Annotated in this window: 17 protein-coding genes; 14 read left to right on the top strand and 3 right to left on the bottom strand. The window is 28.4% G+C overall.

Annotated features, from left to right (window positions below):
• Positions 1 to 34: 34 nt before the first annotated feature.
• Both H8R92_RS00915 and H8R92_RS00920 read right to left on the bottom strand, forming a co-directional pair.
• Positions 35 to 970: an LCP family protein gene (locus H8R92_RS00915; protein ID WP_186834432.1), complete on the bottom strand. Its 936-nt coding sequence runs from the start codon at positions 968 to 970 to the stop codon at positions 35 to 37.
• 78 nt (positions 971 to 1048) lie between these two features.
• The gene (locus tag H8R92_RS00920) at positions 1049 to 2056 is read right to left on the bottom strand and encodes an LCP family protein (RefSeq protein ID WP_186834433.1); all 1008 of its coding nucleotides are present in this window, start codon (positions 2054 to 2056) and stop codon (positions 1049 to 1051) included.
• Between the two features lie 178 nt (positions 2057 to 2234).
• Here H8R92_RS00920 and galU point away from each other — a divergent pair, with 178 nt between their 5' ends.
• Complete coding sequence (galU, locus tag H8R92_RS00925; protein ID WP_186834434.1) at positions 2235 to 3107, top strand: UTP--glucose-1-phosphate uridylyltransferase GalU; 873 nt, start codon at positions 2235 to 2237, stop codon at positions 3105 to 3107.
• Positions 3108 to 3189: 82 nt separating this feature from the next.
• On the opposite strand, the gene H8R92_RS00930 is transcribed toward galU, so the two are convergent.
• Entirely contained in the window at positions 3190 to 4422 is a 1233-nt protein-coding gene (locus tag H8R92_RS00930) for a 3D domain-containing protein (protein WP_186834435.1), read from the bottom strand.
• A gap of 231 nt (positions 4423 to 4653) precedes the next feature.
• On the opposite strand from H8R92_RS00930, the gene wecB reads away from it, so the two are divergent.
• The 13 genes from wecB (at position 4654) to rfbB (ending at position 18336) form a co-directional block, all read left to right on the top strand.
• Positions 4654 to 5772 carry a non-hydrolyzing UDP-N-acetylglucosamine 2-epimerase gene (wecB, locus tag H8R92_RS00935; RefSeq protein ID WP_186834436.1) on the top strand — a complete coding sequence of 373 codons (1119 nt, stop codon included), beginning with the start codon at positions 4654 to 4656 and terminating at the stop codon, positions 5770 to 5772.
• Positions 5773 to 5936: 164 nt separating this feature from the next.
• The gene (gene galE / locus H8R92_RS00940; RefSeq protein WP_022212847.1) at positions 5937 to 6950 is read left to right on the top strand and encodes a UDP-glucose 4-epimerase GalE; all 1014 of its coding nucleotides are present in this window, start codon (positions 5937 to 5939) and stop codon (positions 6948 to 6950) included.
• A 215-nt stretch (positions 6951 to 7165) separates the two neighbouring features.
• Positions 7166 to 8596 carry a flippase gene (locus H8R92_RS00945; protein ID WP_186834437.1) on the top strand — a complete coding sequence of 477 codons (1431 nt, stop codon included), beginning with the start codon at positions 7166 to 7168 and terminating at the stop codon, positions 8594 to 8596.
• Positions 8597 to 8617: 21 nt separating this feature from the next.
• Positions 8618 to 9763, top strand: coding sequence for a glycosyltransferase (locus H8R92_RS00950; protein ID WP_186834438.1), 1146 nt, complete (start codon positions 8618 to 8620; stop codon positions 9761 to 9763).
• A gap of 121 nt (positions 9764 to 9884) precedes the next feature.
• A complete protein-coding gene (locus H8R92_RS00955) occupies positions 9885 to 10829 on the top strand; it encodes a glycosyltransferase family 2 protein (RefSeq protein ID WP_186834439.1) in 945 nt (314 codons plus the stop codon).
• 24 nt (positions 10830 to 10853) lie between these two features.
• Entirely contained in the window at positions 10854 to 12329 is a 1476-nt protein-coding gene (locus tag H8R92_RS00960; RefSeq protein ID WP_186834440.1) for a glycosyltransferase-like membrane protein, read from the top strand.
• Complete coding sequence (locus H8R92_RS00965; protein WP_186834441.1) at positions 12313 to 12702, top strand: GtrA family protein; 390 nt, start codon at positions 12313 to 12315, stop codon at positions 12700 to 12702. The genes H8R92_RS00960 and H8R92_RS00965 overlap by 17 nt, the downstream gene beginning before the upstream one ends.
• Positions 12703 to 13155: 453 nt before the next feature.
• On the top strand, positions 13156 to 13806 hold the full coding sequence (locus H8R92_RS00970; RefSeq protein ID WP_022212853.1) for a sugar transferase: 651 nt from the start codon (positions 13156 to 13158) through the stop codon (positions 13804 to 13806).
• 26 nt (positions 13807 to 13832) lie between these two features.
• The gene (locus H8R92_RS00975; RefSeq protein WP_186834442.1) at positions 13833 to 14768 is read left to right on the top strand and encodes a glycosyltransferase family 2 protein; all 936 of its coding nucleotides are present in this window, start codon (positions 13833 to 13835) and stop codon (positions 14766 to 14768) included.
• A 9-nt stretch (positions 14769 to 14777) separates the two neighbouring features.
• Positions 14778 to 15641: a glucose-1-phosphate thymidylyltransferase RfbA gene (gene rfbA, locus H8R92_RS00980; RefSeq protein WP_186834443.1), complete on the top strand. Its 864-nt coding sequence runs from the start codon at positions 14778 to 14780 to the stop codon at positions 15639 to 15641.
• 140 nt (positions 15642 to 15781) lie between these two features.
• Complete coding sequence (gene rfbC / locus H8R92_RS00985; RefSeq protein ID WP_186834444.1) at positions 15782 to 16348, top strand: dTDP-4-dehydrorhamnose 3,5-epimerase; 567 nt, start codon at positions 15782 to 15784, stop codon at positions 16346 to 16348.
• A 22-nt stretch (positions 16349 to 16370) separates the two neighbouring features.
• Positions 16371 to 17279, top strand: coding sequence for a dTDP-4-dehydrorhamnose reductase (rfbD, locus tag H8R92_RS00990; protein WP_022212857.1), 909 nt, complete (start codon positions 16371 to 16373; stop codon positions 17277 to 17279).
• A 4-nt stretch (positions 17280 to 17283) separates the two neighbouring features.
• Positions 17284 to 18336: a dTDP-glucose 4,6-dehydratase gene (rfbB, locus tag H8R92_RS00995; RefSeq protein WP_022212858.1), complete on the top strand. Its 1053-nt coding sequence runs from the start codon at positions 17284 to 17286 to the stop codon at positions 18334 to 18336.
• The last annotated feature ends 42 nt before the right edge of the window (positions 18337 to 18378 follow it).

Consider the following 18378-nt stretch of genomic DNA (forward strand, 5'->3'; position numbering starts at 1 on the left):
AATTCTTTCAACAGTCCTTTAAATCTTAAAATAGTTATTCATAAAGGAAAGACTGAAGTTTTTCTCTTGTAGTTTCTTTATCTATTATCATATGATACATGTCTGTCCATTCAGTATAGTGATCGCCATCTTCAGGAAATCTTCCTTGGTTAATAGAGGCAGAGTTCATAGATAAAAGAGTTGATCCTATGGAAATGATTTCACTGTCAGTAAGGTTTGTTGAAACAAGTCCTAAAATATCATTAACTAAAGATAATCCTTCAGTTAATGATATATCTTTAAATTTATTAAATAGTGCATTTATAACAGTTCTATGACGTTCAGTTCTTTTATAATCACCACCAGATGTATATCTTATTCTACAGTATGCTGCAACTTGGGTACCATTTAAAAGTTGAGTTCCAGTGGTAGTTATATGTTCTGTAGATGTATTATTTTCTGAATCTATATTATCAATATAATTATTTATATAGTTTAATTCATCACTATAAATATTAAGTTCTAAACCACCTAGCTTGTCTATTATTATAGGAAGAGTGTGGAGATTAACTTGTGCAAATTTATATATAGCCAAGCCAAAATTATAATTTATAGTTTTAAGTAAGAGTTCTGCACCACCATCATTTAATGTATAGTTTAAATTTGACATTCCACCATCAGGAAGATCAAGATACATATCTCTCATCAAAGAACATAAATTAATTTCATTTGTTTTTTTATTAATGGATAAAAGCATAGTTACATCAGCTGCACCATTATTATTACTATAATCAGCACCTAGTAAAGCCATTGTAATAACTTCATCGCTATTTTCAGGAACAGTTCCTTTAGAAACTTCAGTAATGGAAGTTCTATCAATATCAATACGTTCAACTTTAGAACTAAGTGTTTTTATAAAAGCAAATATTGATAAAGTTATTAAAATAATTGCAATAGATGAGAGTAATAAGATTTTCTTTAATTTTTTCATAATGTATGAACCTCTTTCGTTATAGTGTTTAAATAAAAAATGATGAATCAAAGAGTACTTTGACACATCATTTTATTTTTATTGAGGTAACTGATCATTAAATATATAATTCATAACTTGAGTTCTTGTAGCAGTAGCATCAAAGGTTAAATAATATATTCCATCAATCATAGTTCCTTCACAATAGCCATCAATAGGGAAACGTTCTTGTTCAATAGTTACTCCATTTAAGCCCATAGATCCTATTTTTGTTGCAAGTTTTAATATTTCATTAGTATTTAAATTAGTAGTTGCATATTGAGCTAAAGTTGAAATAACATCTAGATATTGAGTAGCAGGTACATTTAAAGCTTTATTAAATAAAGCAGTTAATACTGTTCTTTGTCTTTCAGTTCTTTTAAAGTCTCCTCCGGATGTATATCTTATTCTTGAGTATGCAAGTGCTTGAGCGCCATCAACGTGATGAGCTCCAGGCGTTGTTATAATAGGAGAGTTAGTACCACTAACAGAATTTATATTGTTTATATATCCATTTATATAATTTAATTCTTCTTCTGTTATATCAATAGTTATTCCGCCAAGGCTATCTATAATTTTAGGAAGAGAAGCGAAATCTACTGCAACAAAATCAGTTATATTCAAACCAAAGTTTGTATTTAAAGTGTTAATTGCTAAGTTAGCTCCGCCATAAGCGTAAGCATGATTTAATTTATCATATCCATAGTTAGAAATATTTACATATGAATCTCTCATAAAAGATGTAAGTTTAAGTTTATTATGGATTGGATCTAAAGTAGCTACCATAATTGAATCAGATCTTCCTGATGTACTATCAGTACTATCTATTCCTAAAAGAGCAATATTAATTATTTCTGTATAATCATCATATTGTTTTAGTTCTTCTTCATCAACTACACCTAACTCATCTTCTTTAAGATCAATTTTTTCAGACTTATTAACTATATTATTAACAGTATAATAGCTATAAGTATATAAGGCGGCTATAGTTAGAATAATTGCTGAAAATATACATAATACTATCTTTGTCCATTTAGGAAGTTTTTTTGTTTTTTTATCTTTATTCATTTTAAAACTCCTTACTATATTCTTATAATCATTTAGTATAACAAAATGTTTACTAAATATAATAATGTATAATAATATTTATTATATCATAATAAACATTATTATGAAGAATATAATTGCGTATTTAATATTAAATACGGTATAATTTATAAGTGATATTTTTAGAAGGGGAATAATTATGAGTAAGAAAATTAGAAAAGCGATAATTCCAGCGGCAGGTTTAGGGACAAGATTTTTACCAGCAACAAAGGCACAGCCTAAAGAAATGCTGCCAATAGTAGATAAACCAACAATCCAATATATTATAGAAGAAGCAGTAGCTTCAGGAATAGAAGAGATACTTATTATTACAGGAAGAAGTAAGAAATGTATTGAAGATCACTTTGATAAATCTGTAGAGCTTGAGTTAGAACTTGAAAAAAGTGGTAAAGAACAAATGTTAAAAATGGTAAGAGAAATCTCTGATATGGTAGATATTCACTTTATTAGACAAAAGGAACCAAGGGGGCTTGGACACGCTATTAGTTGTGCAAAGACTTTTGTAGTTAATGAACCATTTGCAGTTCTTTTAGGCGATGATATAGTATATAATGAAGGAAGACCTTGTTTAAAGCAACTTATTGATTGTTATGATGAGTATAAAACTTCTGTTTTAGGTGTTCAAACTGTAGAAGCAAAAGATGTTAATAAATATGGAATAGTAAATGGAATTCATATTGAAGATAGAGTTTATAAAGTAAAAGGTCTTGTTGAAAAGCCACCAGTGGAAGAAGCACCAAGTAATGTAGCTATCTTAGGAAGATATATAATTACACCACAAATCTTTAAAATTCTTGAAGAAACAAAGCCAGGAAAAGGTGGAGAAATACAATTAACAGATGCATTATTAAAGCTTATTGATGAAGAAGCTATGTATGCATATGACTTTGAAGGAACAAGATATGATGTGGGAGATAAGCTTGGATTTTTAAAAGCAACTGTAGAGTATGCATTAAGAAGAGAAGACCTTAGAGATGGATTCATAGAATATTTAAATACATTAAAGAAATAATAGTTAAGATAAAATGGCATTGGACTGTAATCCAATGCCATTTTACTTTATTTCTTATTAATTGTTATTTTGAGTTTTAGAATTACCATTGACCAGGTAAAGCTAGTATTTCAACTGTAACATTTCTTCTTCCCCAAGCAATGCAATCTGCTTCTGAGTTAAAGTAAAGGTCAATAATATTTCCGTTTATAGCTCCCCCTGTATCAGCAGCAATGGCTATTCCATATCCTGAAACGTAAACTTTAGATCCTAAAGGAATAACGCTAGGGTCTACAGCAATGGTACTTATACCACCAGGATTATAAACCGGTTTAGTACCAGTAGCTGTTAATGTACCACCAGTATAAGCTGTTGATTGCATAGTTAATGTTGATAAGGCTGTAGAACCTGAGCTTGCCCCAGGTGTAAATGTTACAGTCATTGATTCACCTCTTGATGGAATGGCAGCTTCTGCTTTGGCCTTTTCTTCAGCATTAATTTTTTCAACTTTAAGATTACCTTGGGAAATACTATTATTAGCAGCTTCAATAACTGTAGAGCTATTTAAAGTAGGTATTAAATAAGTTAAAGTTGAAATTGATTCTTGTAATTCAGATATAGTATTAGAGTTTTCTATAATAGATACAGAATACGCAATAAGTTTTTGCTCATTTGCTTCTATTACAGATGAAACTTTAGCTTGCTCTTCATTAAGTTGTGCCATTTTTGTTTCTTGTTCAGATTTCTTGCTTTCTAATTCTTTTAAAGAACTTTCAGTTTCTTCTTTTAGAGCTTGTAAAGAAGCTTCTTTACTGCTAAGCTCATCCATTGTAACTGTTAAAGTTTCTTTTTTTTCTTTTACTTCACTAATTAATTCTTTGTCTAGATATACTATCTTGCTTACAGCATCAAATCTGTCAAAAATATCAGTTAGGCTTTCAGAAGCAAGCAAGTATGCCAGCATATTGGACATTAGATTACTTTTTTGGATATTTCTAAGTCTTTTGCTTAAAATAGATTCTTTTTCTGATATTTCTATTTCTGTTTGTTCCAATAAAGCTTTTGTACTTTTAATTTCTGCTTCTGTATTTGCAATTTGTGTTTCGTTATCTTTTAGCTTAGTATTGATATTGTCTATTTCTATATTTATATTTGCAATTTCAGAATTAAGGGACAATATTTGTTCATCTAGTAAGTCATATTGGGCTTTGCTTTCTGAGATAGCTTGTCTTTCATTATCTAAATCATCAGCATAAACTGAAAATGATCCAATTATGTTAGTGAAGCAAATAGTTGTAGCAAGTAATACTGATAGTACTGTTGATTTTCTATTCAAGAAAATCACCTCCTATTTTTATTTCTAACTTATTACCAAGATAAATGATATATAAGTTAGATGTATCCTTGTTGGATATATAAATAATTCAAAGTCATAAGTTAGTAATATTTTACCACTTAAGAGGCAGTGAAATTATAATATGTTGCTATTATACCACAAGATGTTGACTTTGCAAAAAACCTATATAATAATAAAAATGTAAAAGGATTACCTAAAGGGGTGTATAGAATGGAAAAGATTAAAGTTTTGTCGGTATTTGGAACAAGGCCAGAAGCGATAAAGATGTGTCCTTTGGTTAAATTGTTGGAAAAAGACGAACGAATTGATGCAAAGGTTTGTGTTACAGCTCAGCATAGAGAAATGCTAGATTCTGTTTTAGAGATTTTTAATGTTAAACCAGATTTTGATTTAAACATAATGGCTCATGGGCAAACAATAATAGACATATGTAATAAAGTGTTAGCAGGAGTTGATAAGGTACTTAAGGAGTTTAGACCTGATATTGTCCTTGTTCATGGAGATACATCAACTACATTAAATGGTGCTTTAGCAGCTTTTTATAATAAAGTTCCAGTTGGGCATGTAGAAGCTGGACTTAGAACAGGAGATATGTATTCACCATTTCCAGAGGAAGCAAATAGAAAATTAACAGGAGCCATAGCTACTCTTCATTTTGCACCTACAGAAAGTAATGAAGCTAACTTAGCTAAAGAAGGAATAGTTGAGAATGTATTTAGAACAGGAAATACTGTTATTGATGCATTATTAAGTGTAATAAATAAAGAACATAAATTTGAAAATGAAGAATTAAATAAAATAGATTTTAAGAACAATAAGGTTATATTGCTGACTGCTCATAGAAGAGAAAATTGGGGAGAACCAATGAAAAATATTTTTGCAGCTGTGAGAGAAGTGGCAGAGCAAAATAAGGATGTTCAAATAATATTCCCAATGCATAAAAATCCTTTAATAAGGGATTTAGCAAGAGAAAGTTTTAAAGGTATTGAACATAAGGTAGCATTAATTGAACCATTGGAATATGTGGACTTTGCAAATTTAATGAATAAATGTTATCTGATAATGACTGATTCAGGTGGCATTCAGGAGGAAGCACCTGCACTGGGAAAACCTGTAGTTGTTTTAAGGACTGAAACAGAAAGACCAGAAGCGGTAAAGGCTGGAACAGTTAAACTAGCAGGTGTTGAAAGAAATAAAATATTTGAAATCACTAATGAGTTAGTAATTGACGATTTAGAATATCATAAAATGGCACATGCAATAAATCCATATGGTGATGGAAAAGCTTGTGAAAGAATAGTGGAATTAATAGTGAAACACTTTGAATAATTGATAATTGAGAAAGAAAGTCCTTAGTGACTTTCTCAGTTATATTTATTTTAATAGGATAAAAAAACTTTATTAAATTGATTAATAAAGTTTGATTTATGCAATATGTTAGGTATATAATGTAAATGTAAACAATTTAATGTTTAAAATAGGGAGGTATATAAATGGCCGTTTTAATATCAGGTGGTATGGGATATATAGGAAGCCATACAGCAGTAGAGCTTTTAAATGGAGGTTATGACGTTATTATTGCAGATAACCTTTGTAACAGTAAAGAAATAGTTAAAGAGAGAATAGAAAAGATAACAGGTAAGACTACTAAGTTTTATAATGTTGATTTAACTTTAGAAGATGAAACAGAAAAGATATTCAAAGAAAATAATATAGATTCTGTAATTCACTTTGCAGCTTTAAAGGCAGTAGGTGAATCAGTAGAAAAGCCATTAGAATATTACTATAACAATTTAACAAGTGCACTTGTTATGTTAAAGGTAATGAGAAAGTATAACTGTAAGAATTTTGTATTTAGTTCTTCAGCAACAGTGTATGGAGATGCTAAAGTAGTGCCAATAACTGAAGATTCACCACTTTCAGCAACAAATCCATATGGTCAAACTAAACTTATGATTGAAAATATGCTTAGAGATATCTGCCATGCAGACAAGACTTTAAATGTTGCATTACTTAGATACTTCAATCCAGTAGGAGCTCATAAGAGTGGAACTATTGGAGAAGATCCAAATGGAATTCCAAATAATTTAATGCCATACATCACAAAGGTTGCTGTAGGTCAATTAGAAAAGTTAAGAGTGTTTGGCAATGACTATCCAACTCATGATGGTACTGGAGTAAGAGATTATATTCATGTTGTTGACTTAGCTGATGGACATGTTAAAGCATTAAAGAAACTTGAAACTAATCCAGGACTTGTAACATATAATTTAGGTACAGGAAAAGGGTATTCTGTGTTAGATGTAGTTAATGCATTTAGTAAAGCATGTGGAAAAGAAATTCCTTATGAAATAGTAGATAGAAGACCAGGAGATATTGCTACTTGCTATGCAGATCCAACAAAAGCTAATGAAGAATTAGGCTGGAAGGCTGAAAGAGGAATTGATGAAATGTGTGAAGATTCTTGGAGATGGCAAAGCAATAATCCAAAGGGATATGAAGAATAAACAAATAGTATTTTTTTAGTTAAAGTCTGCTTATTTTAGTATAAATATTGCTGAAATAAGTAGGCTTTTTTGTTTTTTAAATATCTAATTAAAACTTTTATTAACAAATTGGTTATATTATTGACAAATTTAGAGAGTTAATAAATAATTATTTAAGACAATAAATATAGAAAAATAAATAATTATAAAGAATAAGAGGTGCAAGTATTATGACCATGAGCGTTAAGAAGAATTATTTGTATAATTTATTATATCAAATGACTTCAGTTTTATTGCCTGTACTAACAATACCTTATGTATCAAGAGTTTTGTCTGCAGATGGAATAGGTATAAATACTGTTACATATGCAAATACACAGTATTTTATTTTGCTTGGTAGTTTAGGAATAAGTATATATGCAACTAAAAAGATAGCAACTATAAGAGAGAAGAAAGATAAGTTAAAGAAAACTTTTTGGGAGATATTTTCTATTCAATTTACTGGGTGTATTTTGGCTTACATGGTATTTGCTTTAACACTAGGGCAAAGTCACAAATATGGAGTTTTCTATATGCTACAAGGATTTTATATATTAGCAGCTGCTGTTGATATATCTTGGTATTTCCTGGGTATTGAAAATTTTAAAAATGCATCATTAAGAAGTTTTTTTGCCAAAATAATTTCTGTAATATTAATATTTATTTTTGTAAAAACAAGAGATGATTTATGGAAGTATATTTTAATTAACGCAGGAACAATGTTTGTAGGTCAATTAATTATGTGGTTTTATGTTGGTAAGGATATGCTTAAAGTTAAAGAAATTGGTAAATTAAAAATAGCAATGCACATTATGCCTATACTAGCATTATTTGTACCGCAAATAGCTACGCAAGTTTATACAGTTTTAGATAAAACAATGATAGATTTATTTAAGGGGGCAGTAGAAGCAGGATATTATGATCAATCACAAAAGATAGTAAGAATATTATTATCTGTTGTTACTTCTTTAGGTATTGTAATGCTCCCTAGAATTGCTAATCTATTTAGTAAAGATGATTTAAATGAAGTTAAAAAGAGTTTAAGAAAAGCATTTGTTGTAATTAGTTTTTTATCTATACCGATAACTTTTGGTTTAATAGGGATAAGTGATAAATTTGTACCAATACTTTTTGGTAATGAGTTTTTAAGTGTAATTCCATTAACTAAGATTTCACCGGTATTGGTAATAATAATAGGTCTTGGTAATGTTTTTGGTACACAGTATTTACTAGCTATAGGAAAGAATAAAGAGTATACAGCATCTGTTTGTATAGGAGCATTAGTTAATTTTTGCTTTAACTTATTATTAATACCACGATTTGCAGCTATGGGAGCAGTAATAGCTACAGTGTCAGCTGAATTATCAATTGCATTAATCCAGTTTTGGTTTGCCAGAGTGGTGTTTGATTTTACTTGGATAAAAGAAACATATAAGTATTGGGTAAGTGGGATATTGATGTTAGCAATTGTAAGATTGATTGGAAATGTAACACCAATTAGTATTTTATTCCTTGTACTTCAAATAGCGATAGGATCTCTAGTTTATTTTATATCATTAATCATACTAAGAGATAAATTTTTATTTGAAGCAATTGAAAATGTTATAGATAGAATTCGTAAAAGATAATTTATATAAAGAAGGTAAAAAATGATTAAAGTTTTAAAAAAAGTTAACTATTTAAGAAAACAAAGAAATTATAAAAAGTTTATAGATAATATTTTGAAAGTTGTAGATTTTACTCCTATTGAGAATAATGTTCCAGAAAAAGTAGAAAAGATAACTTTTATTATTCCTGGAATGCCATTATATAGTGGAGGTCATACATCAATTTTAAGATTAGGTACTGAATTAAGTAAAAATGGTTATGATGTAAGATATTTTTCAATTTATGATAATGAAAGTCTTGAAGAAATGAAAAGTAATGCAGAAGCTACATTATCAGGATATAAGGGGACTTTTATTAATGGATTAATTGAAGATATTGAAACTGATGTAGTAATTGCAACTCAATGGGATACAGTTTATCATGCAAAAAAAATTGATGGATATAAAATGTATTTTGTACAAGATTATGAGCCATATTTTTATATGTTTGGTGAAGCTTTTATAATTGCACAAAAGACTTATGAATTAGGATTCCATATGATAAGCTTAGGAGCTTGGAATAAGCATATGGTAGAAAGAGAATGCTCAATAATTTCACCAATAGATGTAATTACTTTCCCTTATGAGGGAAAAGAATATTATGATAAAGGTAGAAATTTTGATGAGTATCCTAATAAAAAAGAATTCAATATGGCTGTTTATGTTAAAGATACTGGAAAAAGAGCACCATATATATGTCAACATATGGTTAAAAAGTTGCAGGGCGACTTATTGAAAGATGGTATAACTTTAAATGTTAAATATTATGGTGAATCTACTGATTTTAAATGTGATGGAGGAAAAAATATAGGAAAGCTTACTAAAGAGGAATTGTTAGAGTTATATAATAATTCAGATTTTGGGATGGTTGGATCGTTAACAAATATATCTTTAGTACCATATGAAATGTTAGCTACAGGATTACCTATATTTGAATTTAAGGAGGGAACATTTAATTATTTCTTCCCTAAAGGTTCAGCTTTAGTTACATCATTTGATTATAATGAGTTTTATGAAATGTTTAAAAATGCAATTAATAATCCAAATTTATTAAAAGAAATAAATAAAGTTTCAAAGGAATATTTAAATACTTTAAGTTGGCAAAATACTGGTAAAGAATGTGTTGAAATATTAAAGAACTTGAAATAGGGGGAAGAACTCTATTAGAGTTCTTTTTTAAAGTTTTTTAGAGAATTAATTATTTATGATATAATTTTATAAGTTGTAAAAGAATTAATTTTATAAATTAATATAAAGGAGAGAAAATTTAATGAAAACTATATATTTAGTTTTACCTTGTTATAATGAAGAGGCAGTGCTTCACGAAACATCTGCTAGATTAAAAATTAAAATGAATCAGCTTATTAGTGAAAATAAAATAAGCAAAGATAGTAGAATAACTTTTGTTGATGATGGTAGTAAAGATAATACTTGGAGTATTATTGAAGAACTTAAAGAAAGTGATGAATTATTTGCAGGGATTAAATTATCAAGAAATAGAGGCCATCAAAATGCTTTATTAGCAGGATTAATGACTGTTAAGGATTATTGTGATGCAGCAATCTCTTTAGATGCAGATTTACAAGATGATGTTAATGTAATTGATAAATTTATTGATAGATTTATTGATGGGTGTGATGTAGTTTATGGTGTTAGAAGTGATAGAAAAACAGATACTGTATTTAAAAGAACTACTGCACAAGGATTTTATAAAGTAATGAAACTTTTAGGAGTTGACATAGTTTATAATCATGCAGATTATAGATTAATGAGTAAAAGAGCTTTGGAAGCTTTAGGAGAATTTGAGGAAGTAAATTTATTTTTAAGAGGAATAGTGCCTCTTATAGGATATAGAAGTGATGTGGTTTTATACGAGAGAAGTGAAAGGTTTGCAGGAGAATCTAAGTATCCACTTAAAAAAATGCTTTCTTTTGCTTTTGAAGGTATAACATCTTTTAGTGTAAAACCTATAAAATTGATATTAAATTTAGGTATGATAATGTTTACGACAAGTTTATTATTTTTAATATATTTTATAACTTTATGGTGTCTTGGCAAAACAGTTGAAGGATGGGCAACAATTGTTGTATCAATATGGATGTTAGGTGGAATTCAACTCTTATGCTTAGGAATAATAGGGGAGTACATAGGTAAAATTTATATTGAAACTAAAAAGAGACCTAAGTTTATAATAGATAAGTTTATAAAAAATTAATTATAGATTTAGGAGGATTTTAATATGAAGTTAAATAGTATAGGAAATATTTTATTAAAAATATTTGCATGTGTTTTTACAATAGTAAGTTTATATTTACTATTTATTAACATTACATCAAATTATGGAAGATTATTTCCTATGAAGAAATTAATAGTAGTATTAGGGGCTATAATTATATTAGCTATATTATTAATATTAAAACATATATTTGATAGGCTAGATGATAAAAAATTGATTAAAATTAGTATTTTATTTGGGATAATATTATTAATTTTACAAGTTATTTTTGTTATATATTGCAGAGTTAAACCAAGTTGGGATTTTGGAGTTATATTTTATGACGCTCATAGAATAGCTAATTCAGTATTTGAATTACCAGAATATTATTATAATTTTTATCCCAATAATATTGGTGCACTTCTTATGTATACAGCATTATTTAAATGTATAAGTTTATTTACAACAAATGAAATAGTTTATCTTATTGTGGGGAGCATTTTTAATATAATAATGATAGATGGAGCTTTAGTGTTAACATATATTTTAGTTAAGAAAGTATTTAATTTAAAAATGGCAACATTATTTAGTTTTTTATCTATTTTTATAATTCCATTATTTGCTTATTCTCCAATACTTTATACAGATACAACAACTATGATATTTCCAGTAGCAATATTATTATTTTTATATAATTATAATGAAAGTAAATCATATGATGAGATTTGGAATTTAATAGGTATAGGTGTGTTTGGGGCATTAGGTGTTATATTAAAAACTAATATAATTATTGTGGTAGTTGCTATAATTATATATATATTATGCACTAACAAAATAATAAAAGGTTTGGTTAGTAATTTAATAATTTTGATTTCATTTTTAGTTATATTTTCAGGATATAAGGCTATTGCAAGTTATGTAATGCCTATAAAATATAGTGAAGCAGGACTTCCTATGACTCATTGGATAATGATGGGACTTAAAGGTGATGGCGGTTATAATAAAGAAGATGTAGATTTTACCTCTTCTTTTAAAGATAAAGAAAAAGCTAAGAAGGCTAATATAGAAGAAATTGAAAATAGACTTAGAGATTATGGATTTAAGGGATATTTAGAATTTTTAGATAAAAAAATAAAGTTTACTTGGAATGATGGAACATATTATTCTATTAATAAATTATGTAGACAGCCATTAGAAGATAATAAAGTAGAGGAATATGTAATTGGGGAAAAGAATAATATAATTATTTATATTGCTCAAATGAGTAATTTAGCACTTATAGCCCTTATATTTATTTCTTCAATTGCAGCATTTAAATATAGAGATAAGCATAAAATTGTGCAATGTGTGCAAATAGCTATATTTGGAGTATTTTTATTTTTAGTTATTTGGGAAGCGAGGTCAAGATATTTAGTTTGTATTTTGCCGATGATGATGTTTGCTGCTATAGGAGGATTGTATTCTTTAGTGGGAGGAGAAGATCATGAAATTTATAAATGATGGTGTAATTAGATTTGTAAAATTTGGCATGGTTGGAGTAATAAATACATTAGTAAATTGGATAATATTTTTTATCCTAAATGCACTTGGTATGTATTATATACTAGCCAACATTATTGCATATATTTTAGGTACTGTTAATAGTTATTTATGGAATACTTTATGGGTATTTAAATATAAGGATAAGGCATCAACAGAGACAACAATAAAGTTTATTATTTTAAATCTTATTGGACTTGGATTAAATACAGGAATATTATATGTATTAGTTGATTTATGTAATTTAAATAAATTTATAGGGTTGGTTATAACAACAGCAATAGTGATGATTATAAATTATATAGTTAATAAGCTATGGGTATTTAGTAAATGATAGCTAAAGTATAAAAAAAGAGACCTAAGTAGGCTCTTTTTTTATATCTGTATTAAAAAGTTTCTCTAAGTGCAGTTATATTTTTGGCAACATATATTATTGTATAAGTATCTCCAGTATTATATAATTAATAATACATTAAATAAATAGTTAAATTATTGTTATATAGTTAAAATAAACAAAATTAATAAAAAAGTTACATGCCATAAAGAAAACGATTCCAACGACATTTAATTGACAAAAACATAGCTATTATAGTATCATAATGGATAGCCTTAACAGTTATAATTTGAAATATTAGTAAGTATAAACTACACTAACAATATTAGGTGTGGTTTTTATAATATAGTTGTTTTTTAGAACGTATGTTGTTTGTTAAATATAGAGGAAAACTTTAATGCAACGTTGCAAATAAAGAAAACAATAATAAATCTTTTAAGTGAGGGTTATAATATGAATAATGTAGCTTCTACAGATATTGTAGATAATGAAAAGGTAAGCTTATATTCAATTACAAAGAAGATTATGGATTTGGTTTTATCTTTCATAGGATTAATTTTATTGATTCCTGTATTCTTAATTTTAGCTATCTTAGTTAAACTGGATTCTAAAGGTCCAGTATTTTATGCACATACTAGGAAAGGTAAGAATAGAAGTGATATAAAAATATATAAGTTTAGGACTATGTATTCTAATTCAGATGAGATTTTTGAGTCTTTTTCAGATGAGCAAAAAGAGGAGTATTATAAAAATTTTAAATTAGATAACGATCCAAGAGTAACAAAGATTGGAGATTTTCTAAGAAGAACAAGCCTAGATGAAATACCACAATTAGCAAATGTTTTAAAAGGAGACTTAAGCTTAGTTGGTCCTCGTCCTATTGTAGAAAAAGAGATATGCAAATATGGACAATATGCAGATAAGCTTTTTTCAGTGATTCCAGGGGTAACAGGATATTGGCAGGCACATGGAAGAAGTGATACTTCTTATGATGAAAGAATTGAGATGGATATGTATTATATTGATAATAAATCAATATTACTTGATATTAAAATTATGTTTAAAACAGTTATATCTGTTATTAAAAAAGAAGGCGCAGTATAAATTGAAAGTTAAAATGGAGGATTATTATGTCAGTAACAGTAATATGTCCCTTATATAAATCAAAGCAATATATTAATTCATTACATAAATCATTACTTATGCAGGAAGATATAGATTTGAAAGTAATTAAATATATATTAACTGATACAGGTGATGGAGTAGATAAAATAGTAAATGACTTAGAAAAAGCAGAATTAACAATCATATCTATAAGTGATTTTTCACATAGTTTGACAAGAGAAAAAGCAGCAATGGAAAGTGATAGTGATATTATTGTGTTTATAACTCAAGATATTATTATTAAAGATAAAAAGTGGTTATATAAATTATGCAAACCTATTTATGAAGGGAAATGTGAGGCGGCATTTTCAAGACAAATATGTGATAATCAGTCTATTGAAAAATACACAAGAATAAATAATTATCCTAAGGAATCTAGAATTGTATCTAAGAAGGATACAGAAAGATTAGGAATAGTTACTTTCTTTTTCTCAGATGCAGCTTCTGCCGTTAAAAGAGATATATATGTTAAGTTAAATGGTTATGATGGAAAAGATTTATTGACTAATGAAGATATGTATCTTGCATATAAACTTATAAATAACGGTTATAAAATAATGTACAATTCTGAAGCAGAAGTTATTCATTCACATGATTATAAATTTAATGAATTATTTAAACGTTACTTTGATCAAGGAGCGTTTTTAAGTGATAATGCATACCTTACTCAGTATGGGACTAGTGGTAGTGCATTTAAATTACTAAAAGTAGTAGCAGTTGAATCACTAAAAGATAAGAATTTTAAAGTGTTTTTTAATATAATACCAAATTTTTCTGCTAGATTTTTAGGAGATAGATTTGGAAAAAGATATAAAAAACTTTCACTAGAGAAAGTGAAGAAGTATTCTGGTAATATAGGTTATTGGAATAGAATGGAGAATAATTTAAATAAGAAAAGGTAGGTAAAAGATATGAAGGGAATTATATTAGCAGGTGGATCTGGAACAAGACTATATCCTGTAACAAAAGCAATGTCAAAGCAAATGGTTCCGATATATGATAAGCCGATGATTTATTATCCAATGTCAGTTTTAATGCTTGCAGGAATAAGGGATATATTAATAATATCAACACCAAGAGATATTATTAATTTCAAAGAATTATTTAAAGATGGAAGTGAATTTGGATTAAATATAGAATATGCAGTACAAGAACATCCAAATGGATTAGCAGAAGCATTTATCATAGGAGAAGAATTCATTGGCAACGATTCAGTGGCAATGATATTAGGAGATAATATATTCTATGGACAAAGCTTCACAAGTCATTTAGAGAGTGCAGCAAAACTGGAAAAAGGAGCAACTGTTTTTGGGTATTATGTTCAGGATCCAAGAGCATTTGGAGTAGTTGGTTTTGATGAAAATGGTAAGGTTACTTCATTAGAAGAAAAGCCAGAGCATCCAAAATCAAAATATGCAGTACCAGGGCTTTACTTCTATGATAACTCAGTAGTGGAAAAAGCTAAGAATATAAAGCCTTCTGAAAGAGGAGAATTAGAAATAACTGATTTAAACAAAGTATATATGGAAGAAGGAACTTTAACAGTAGAGTTATTAGGTAGAGGAATGGCATGGCTTGATACAGGAACTCACACATCTATGCTAAAGGCATCAAATTTTGTTGAAGCAGTGCAAACTACACAAGGAACTTACATAGCTTGCTTAGAAGAAATAGCTTATAGAAAAGGATGGATATCTAAAGAACAAGTTATAGAGTTAGCAAAGCCTCTTATGAAAACTGGATATGGTAAATATCTTATGGATATAATTGAATAGTAATTAAGTGGTATAAGATAATTATGGATTTAATTAAAAAAATAGTGAAATAAATATCAATGAAGGCATTAGGAATTATTGCAGTTGTTTTAGTATACAATGCATTTCCTTATTTATTAAGAAAAGGAAAGTGATATTAAATGGGTAATTTTAGATTTATAGAAACAAAGATTCCAGATCTTTATATTATAGAGCCAAATGTATTTGGTGATAATAGAGGTTACTTTATGGAAAGTTATAGTAAGAAGGATTTTGAAAAAGCAGGTCTAACTATGAACTTTGTACAAGATAATGAATCAAGATCAAGTAAGGGAGTACTTAGAGGATTACACTTCCAAACGAAGCATACTCAAGGTAAGTTAGTAAGATGTACTGAAGGAGAAGTTTGGGATGTTGCTGTAGATTTAAGAAAGGGTTCACCTACTTATGGTCAATGGGAAGGTGTGTATTTATCAGCTGAGAATAAAAGACAATTTTATGTTCCGGAAGGATTTGCTCACGGGTTTGTAGTTTTATCAGATGTTGCAACTTTTAATTACAAGTGCACTGATTTTTATGCTCCAGAATATGATGGTGGAATTCCGTGGAATGATAAAAATATTAACATACAGTGGCCAATAGAAGGTTTGGACATATTATTGTCAGAAAAAGATAAAAATCATAAACAATTAAAAGAACAAGACCTTCCTTTTGTATATGAAAAATAATGAGAGGTATGGAGGAAAAGTTATGAAAATAGTTATAACAGGTGCTAATGGGCAACTTGGAAAAGAACTTCAAAAGATAATAAGAACAGGTAAAGCAGAAATTGGAGAAATATCTAAAAGTGTAGCTTCATCTGAGGTTTTTGCAGCAGATGTTGATGTTTTAGATATAACAAAGCTTGATAATGTGAGAGATTATTTAAATGATATTAAACCAGATGTAGTAATAAACTGTGCAGCATTTACTAATGTTGATGGTTGTGAAGAAAATTATGATGCAGCATTTAAGGTAAATGCAATAGGACCAAGAAACTTAGCTATGGTTTGTGAAGAGTTAGGTTCTAAGCTTTTAAATGTATCTACTGATTATGTTTTTGATGGTAAGCTAAGGGAAACTCAATTAAGAGAATATGATAAGGTAGAGCCACAAAGTGTTTATGGAACGACTAAATTACAAGGTGAAAACTATGTAAGAGAGTTTTCGTCTAAGTATTATATAGTAAGAACAGCATGGCTTTATGGATATGAAGGAAATAACTTTGTATACACTATGATGAGACTTGGAAAAGATAAAGATTCAATAACTGTTGTTAATGATCAAAAAGGTAATCCAACATCTGCAAATGATTTAGCATATCATATTTTAAAACTTATTGAAACGGAAGAATATGGTGTATACCACTGTACAGCAAAAGGTGAATGTACATGGTATGATTTCGCTAAGAGAATTATGGAACTTGCAGGCTTAAACTGTGTTGTTAATCCTATTTCAACTGAGGATTATATAAAAGGTCTTAATAAGAAAATAGCTAAAAGACCAACTTATTCATCACTTGATAATATGATGCTTAGATGTACAGTTGGTGATGACATGAGAAATTGGGAAGAAGAACTAGAAACTTTCATGGAAAATATTAAGAATAAGGGAGAATAGTGAAATGAAAACATATTTAGTGACAGGTGGAGCAGGATTTATAGGTTCAAATTTTGTATTATATATGCTAAAAAAATACCAAAACATAAGAATAATAAACTTAGATAAGTTAACTTATGCAGGAAATTTAGAAAATTTAAAGTCAATCCAAGATGACCCTAGACATATATTTGTGCATGGAGATATTTGTGATGCAGAATTAGTATCATCATTATTTGAAAAGTATGAAATAAACTATGTAGCTCATTTTGCAGCAGAATCACATGTTGATAGAAGTATAAGAGAGCCAGAAGTATTTGCTAAGACAAATGTAATGGGAACAGTTAATCTTTTAAATTGTGCAAGAAATGCATGGGAAAATGAAGATGGAACTTACAAAGAAGGAGTTAAGTTCTTACATGTTTCAACTGATGAAGTTTATGGTTCACTAGGAGAAACAGGATATTTCATGGAAACAACGCCGCTTGATCCACATAGTCCATATTCATCAAGTAAGGCAGGATCAGATCTAATGGTTAAGGCATATCATGATACATATAAAATGCCAATGAATATAACAAGATGTTCAAATAACTATGGTCCATTCCAATTCCCAGAAAAGTTAATACCATTATTAATTAATAACTGCTTAGATCACAAAGATTTACCAGTATACGGTGATGGAATGAATATAAGAGATTGGTTATTCGTTGAAGATCATGCTAAAGCAATTGATATGGTAATAAACAACGGAAGAGTTGGAGAAGTTTACAACGTTGGAGGACACAACGAAAGAACTAATATCCAAATAGTTAAGACTGTTATTGAATATTTAAACGAAAATGTTGATAAGGAAATAACAGAAACATTAATTAAGTATGTTGAAGATAGAAAAGGTCACGATAGAAGATACGGAATTGACCCAACAAAGATAAAAGAAGAATTAGGATGGTATCCAGAAACTGCTTTTGAAGTTGGTATAAAGAAGACTATTCAATGGTACTTAGATAACCAAGAATGGATGAAGAATGTTACATCTGGAGAATATCAAAATTATTATAATAAAATGTACAAATAAATATAATAAGTATAAATAGAGGTAGGTTAATTAGGAGTATAA

Origin of the sequence: Clostridium lentum, assembly GCF_014287815.1 — a bacterium.
GTDB classification, from domain to species: Bacteria; Bacillota; Clostridia; order Clostridiales; family Clostridiaceae; genus Clostridium; species Clostridium lentum.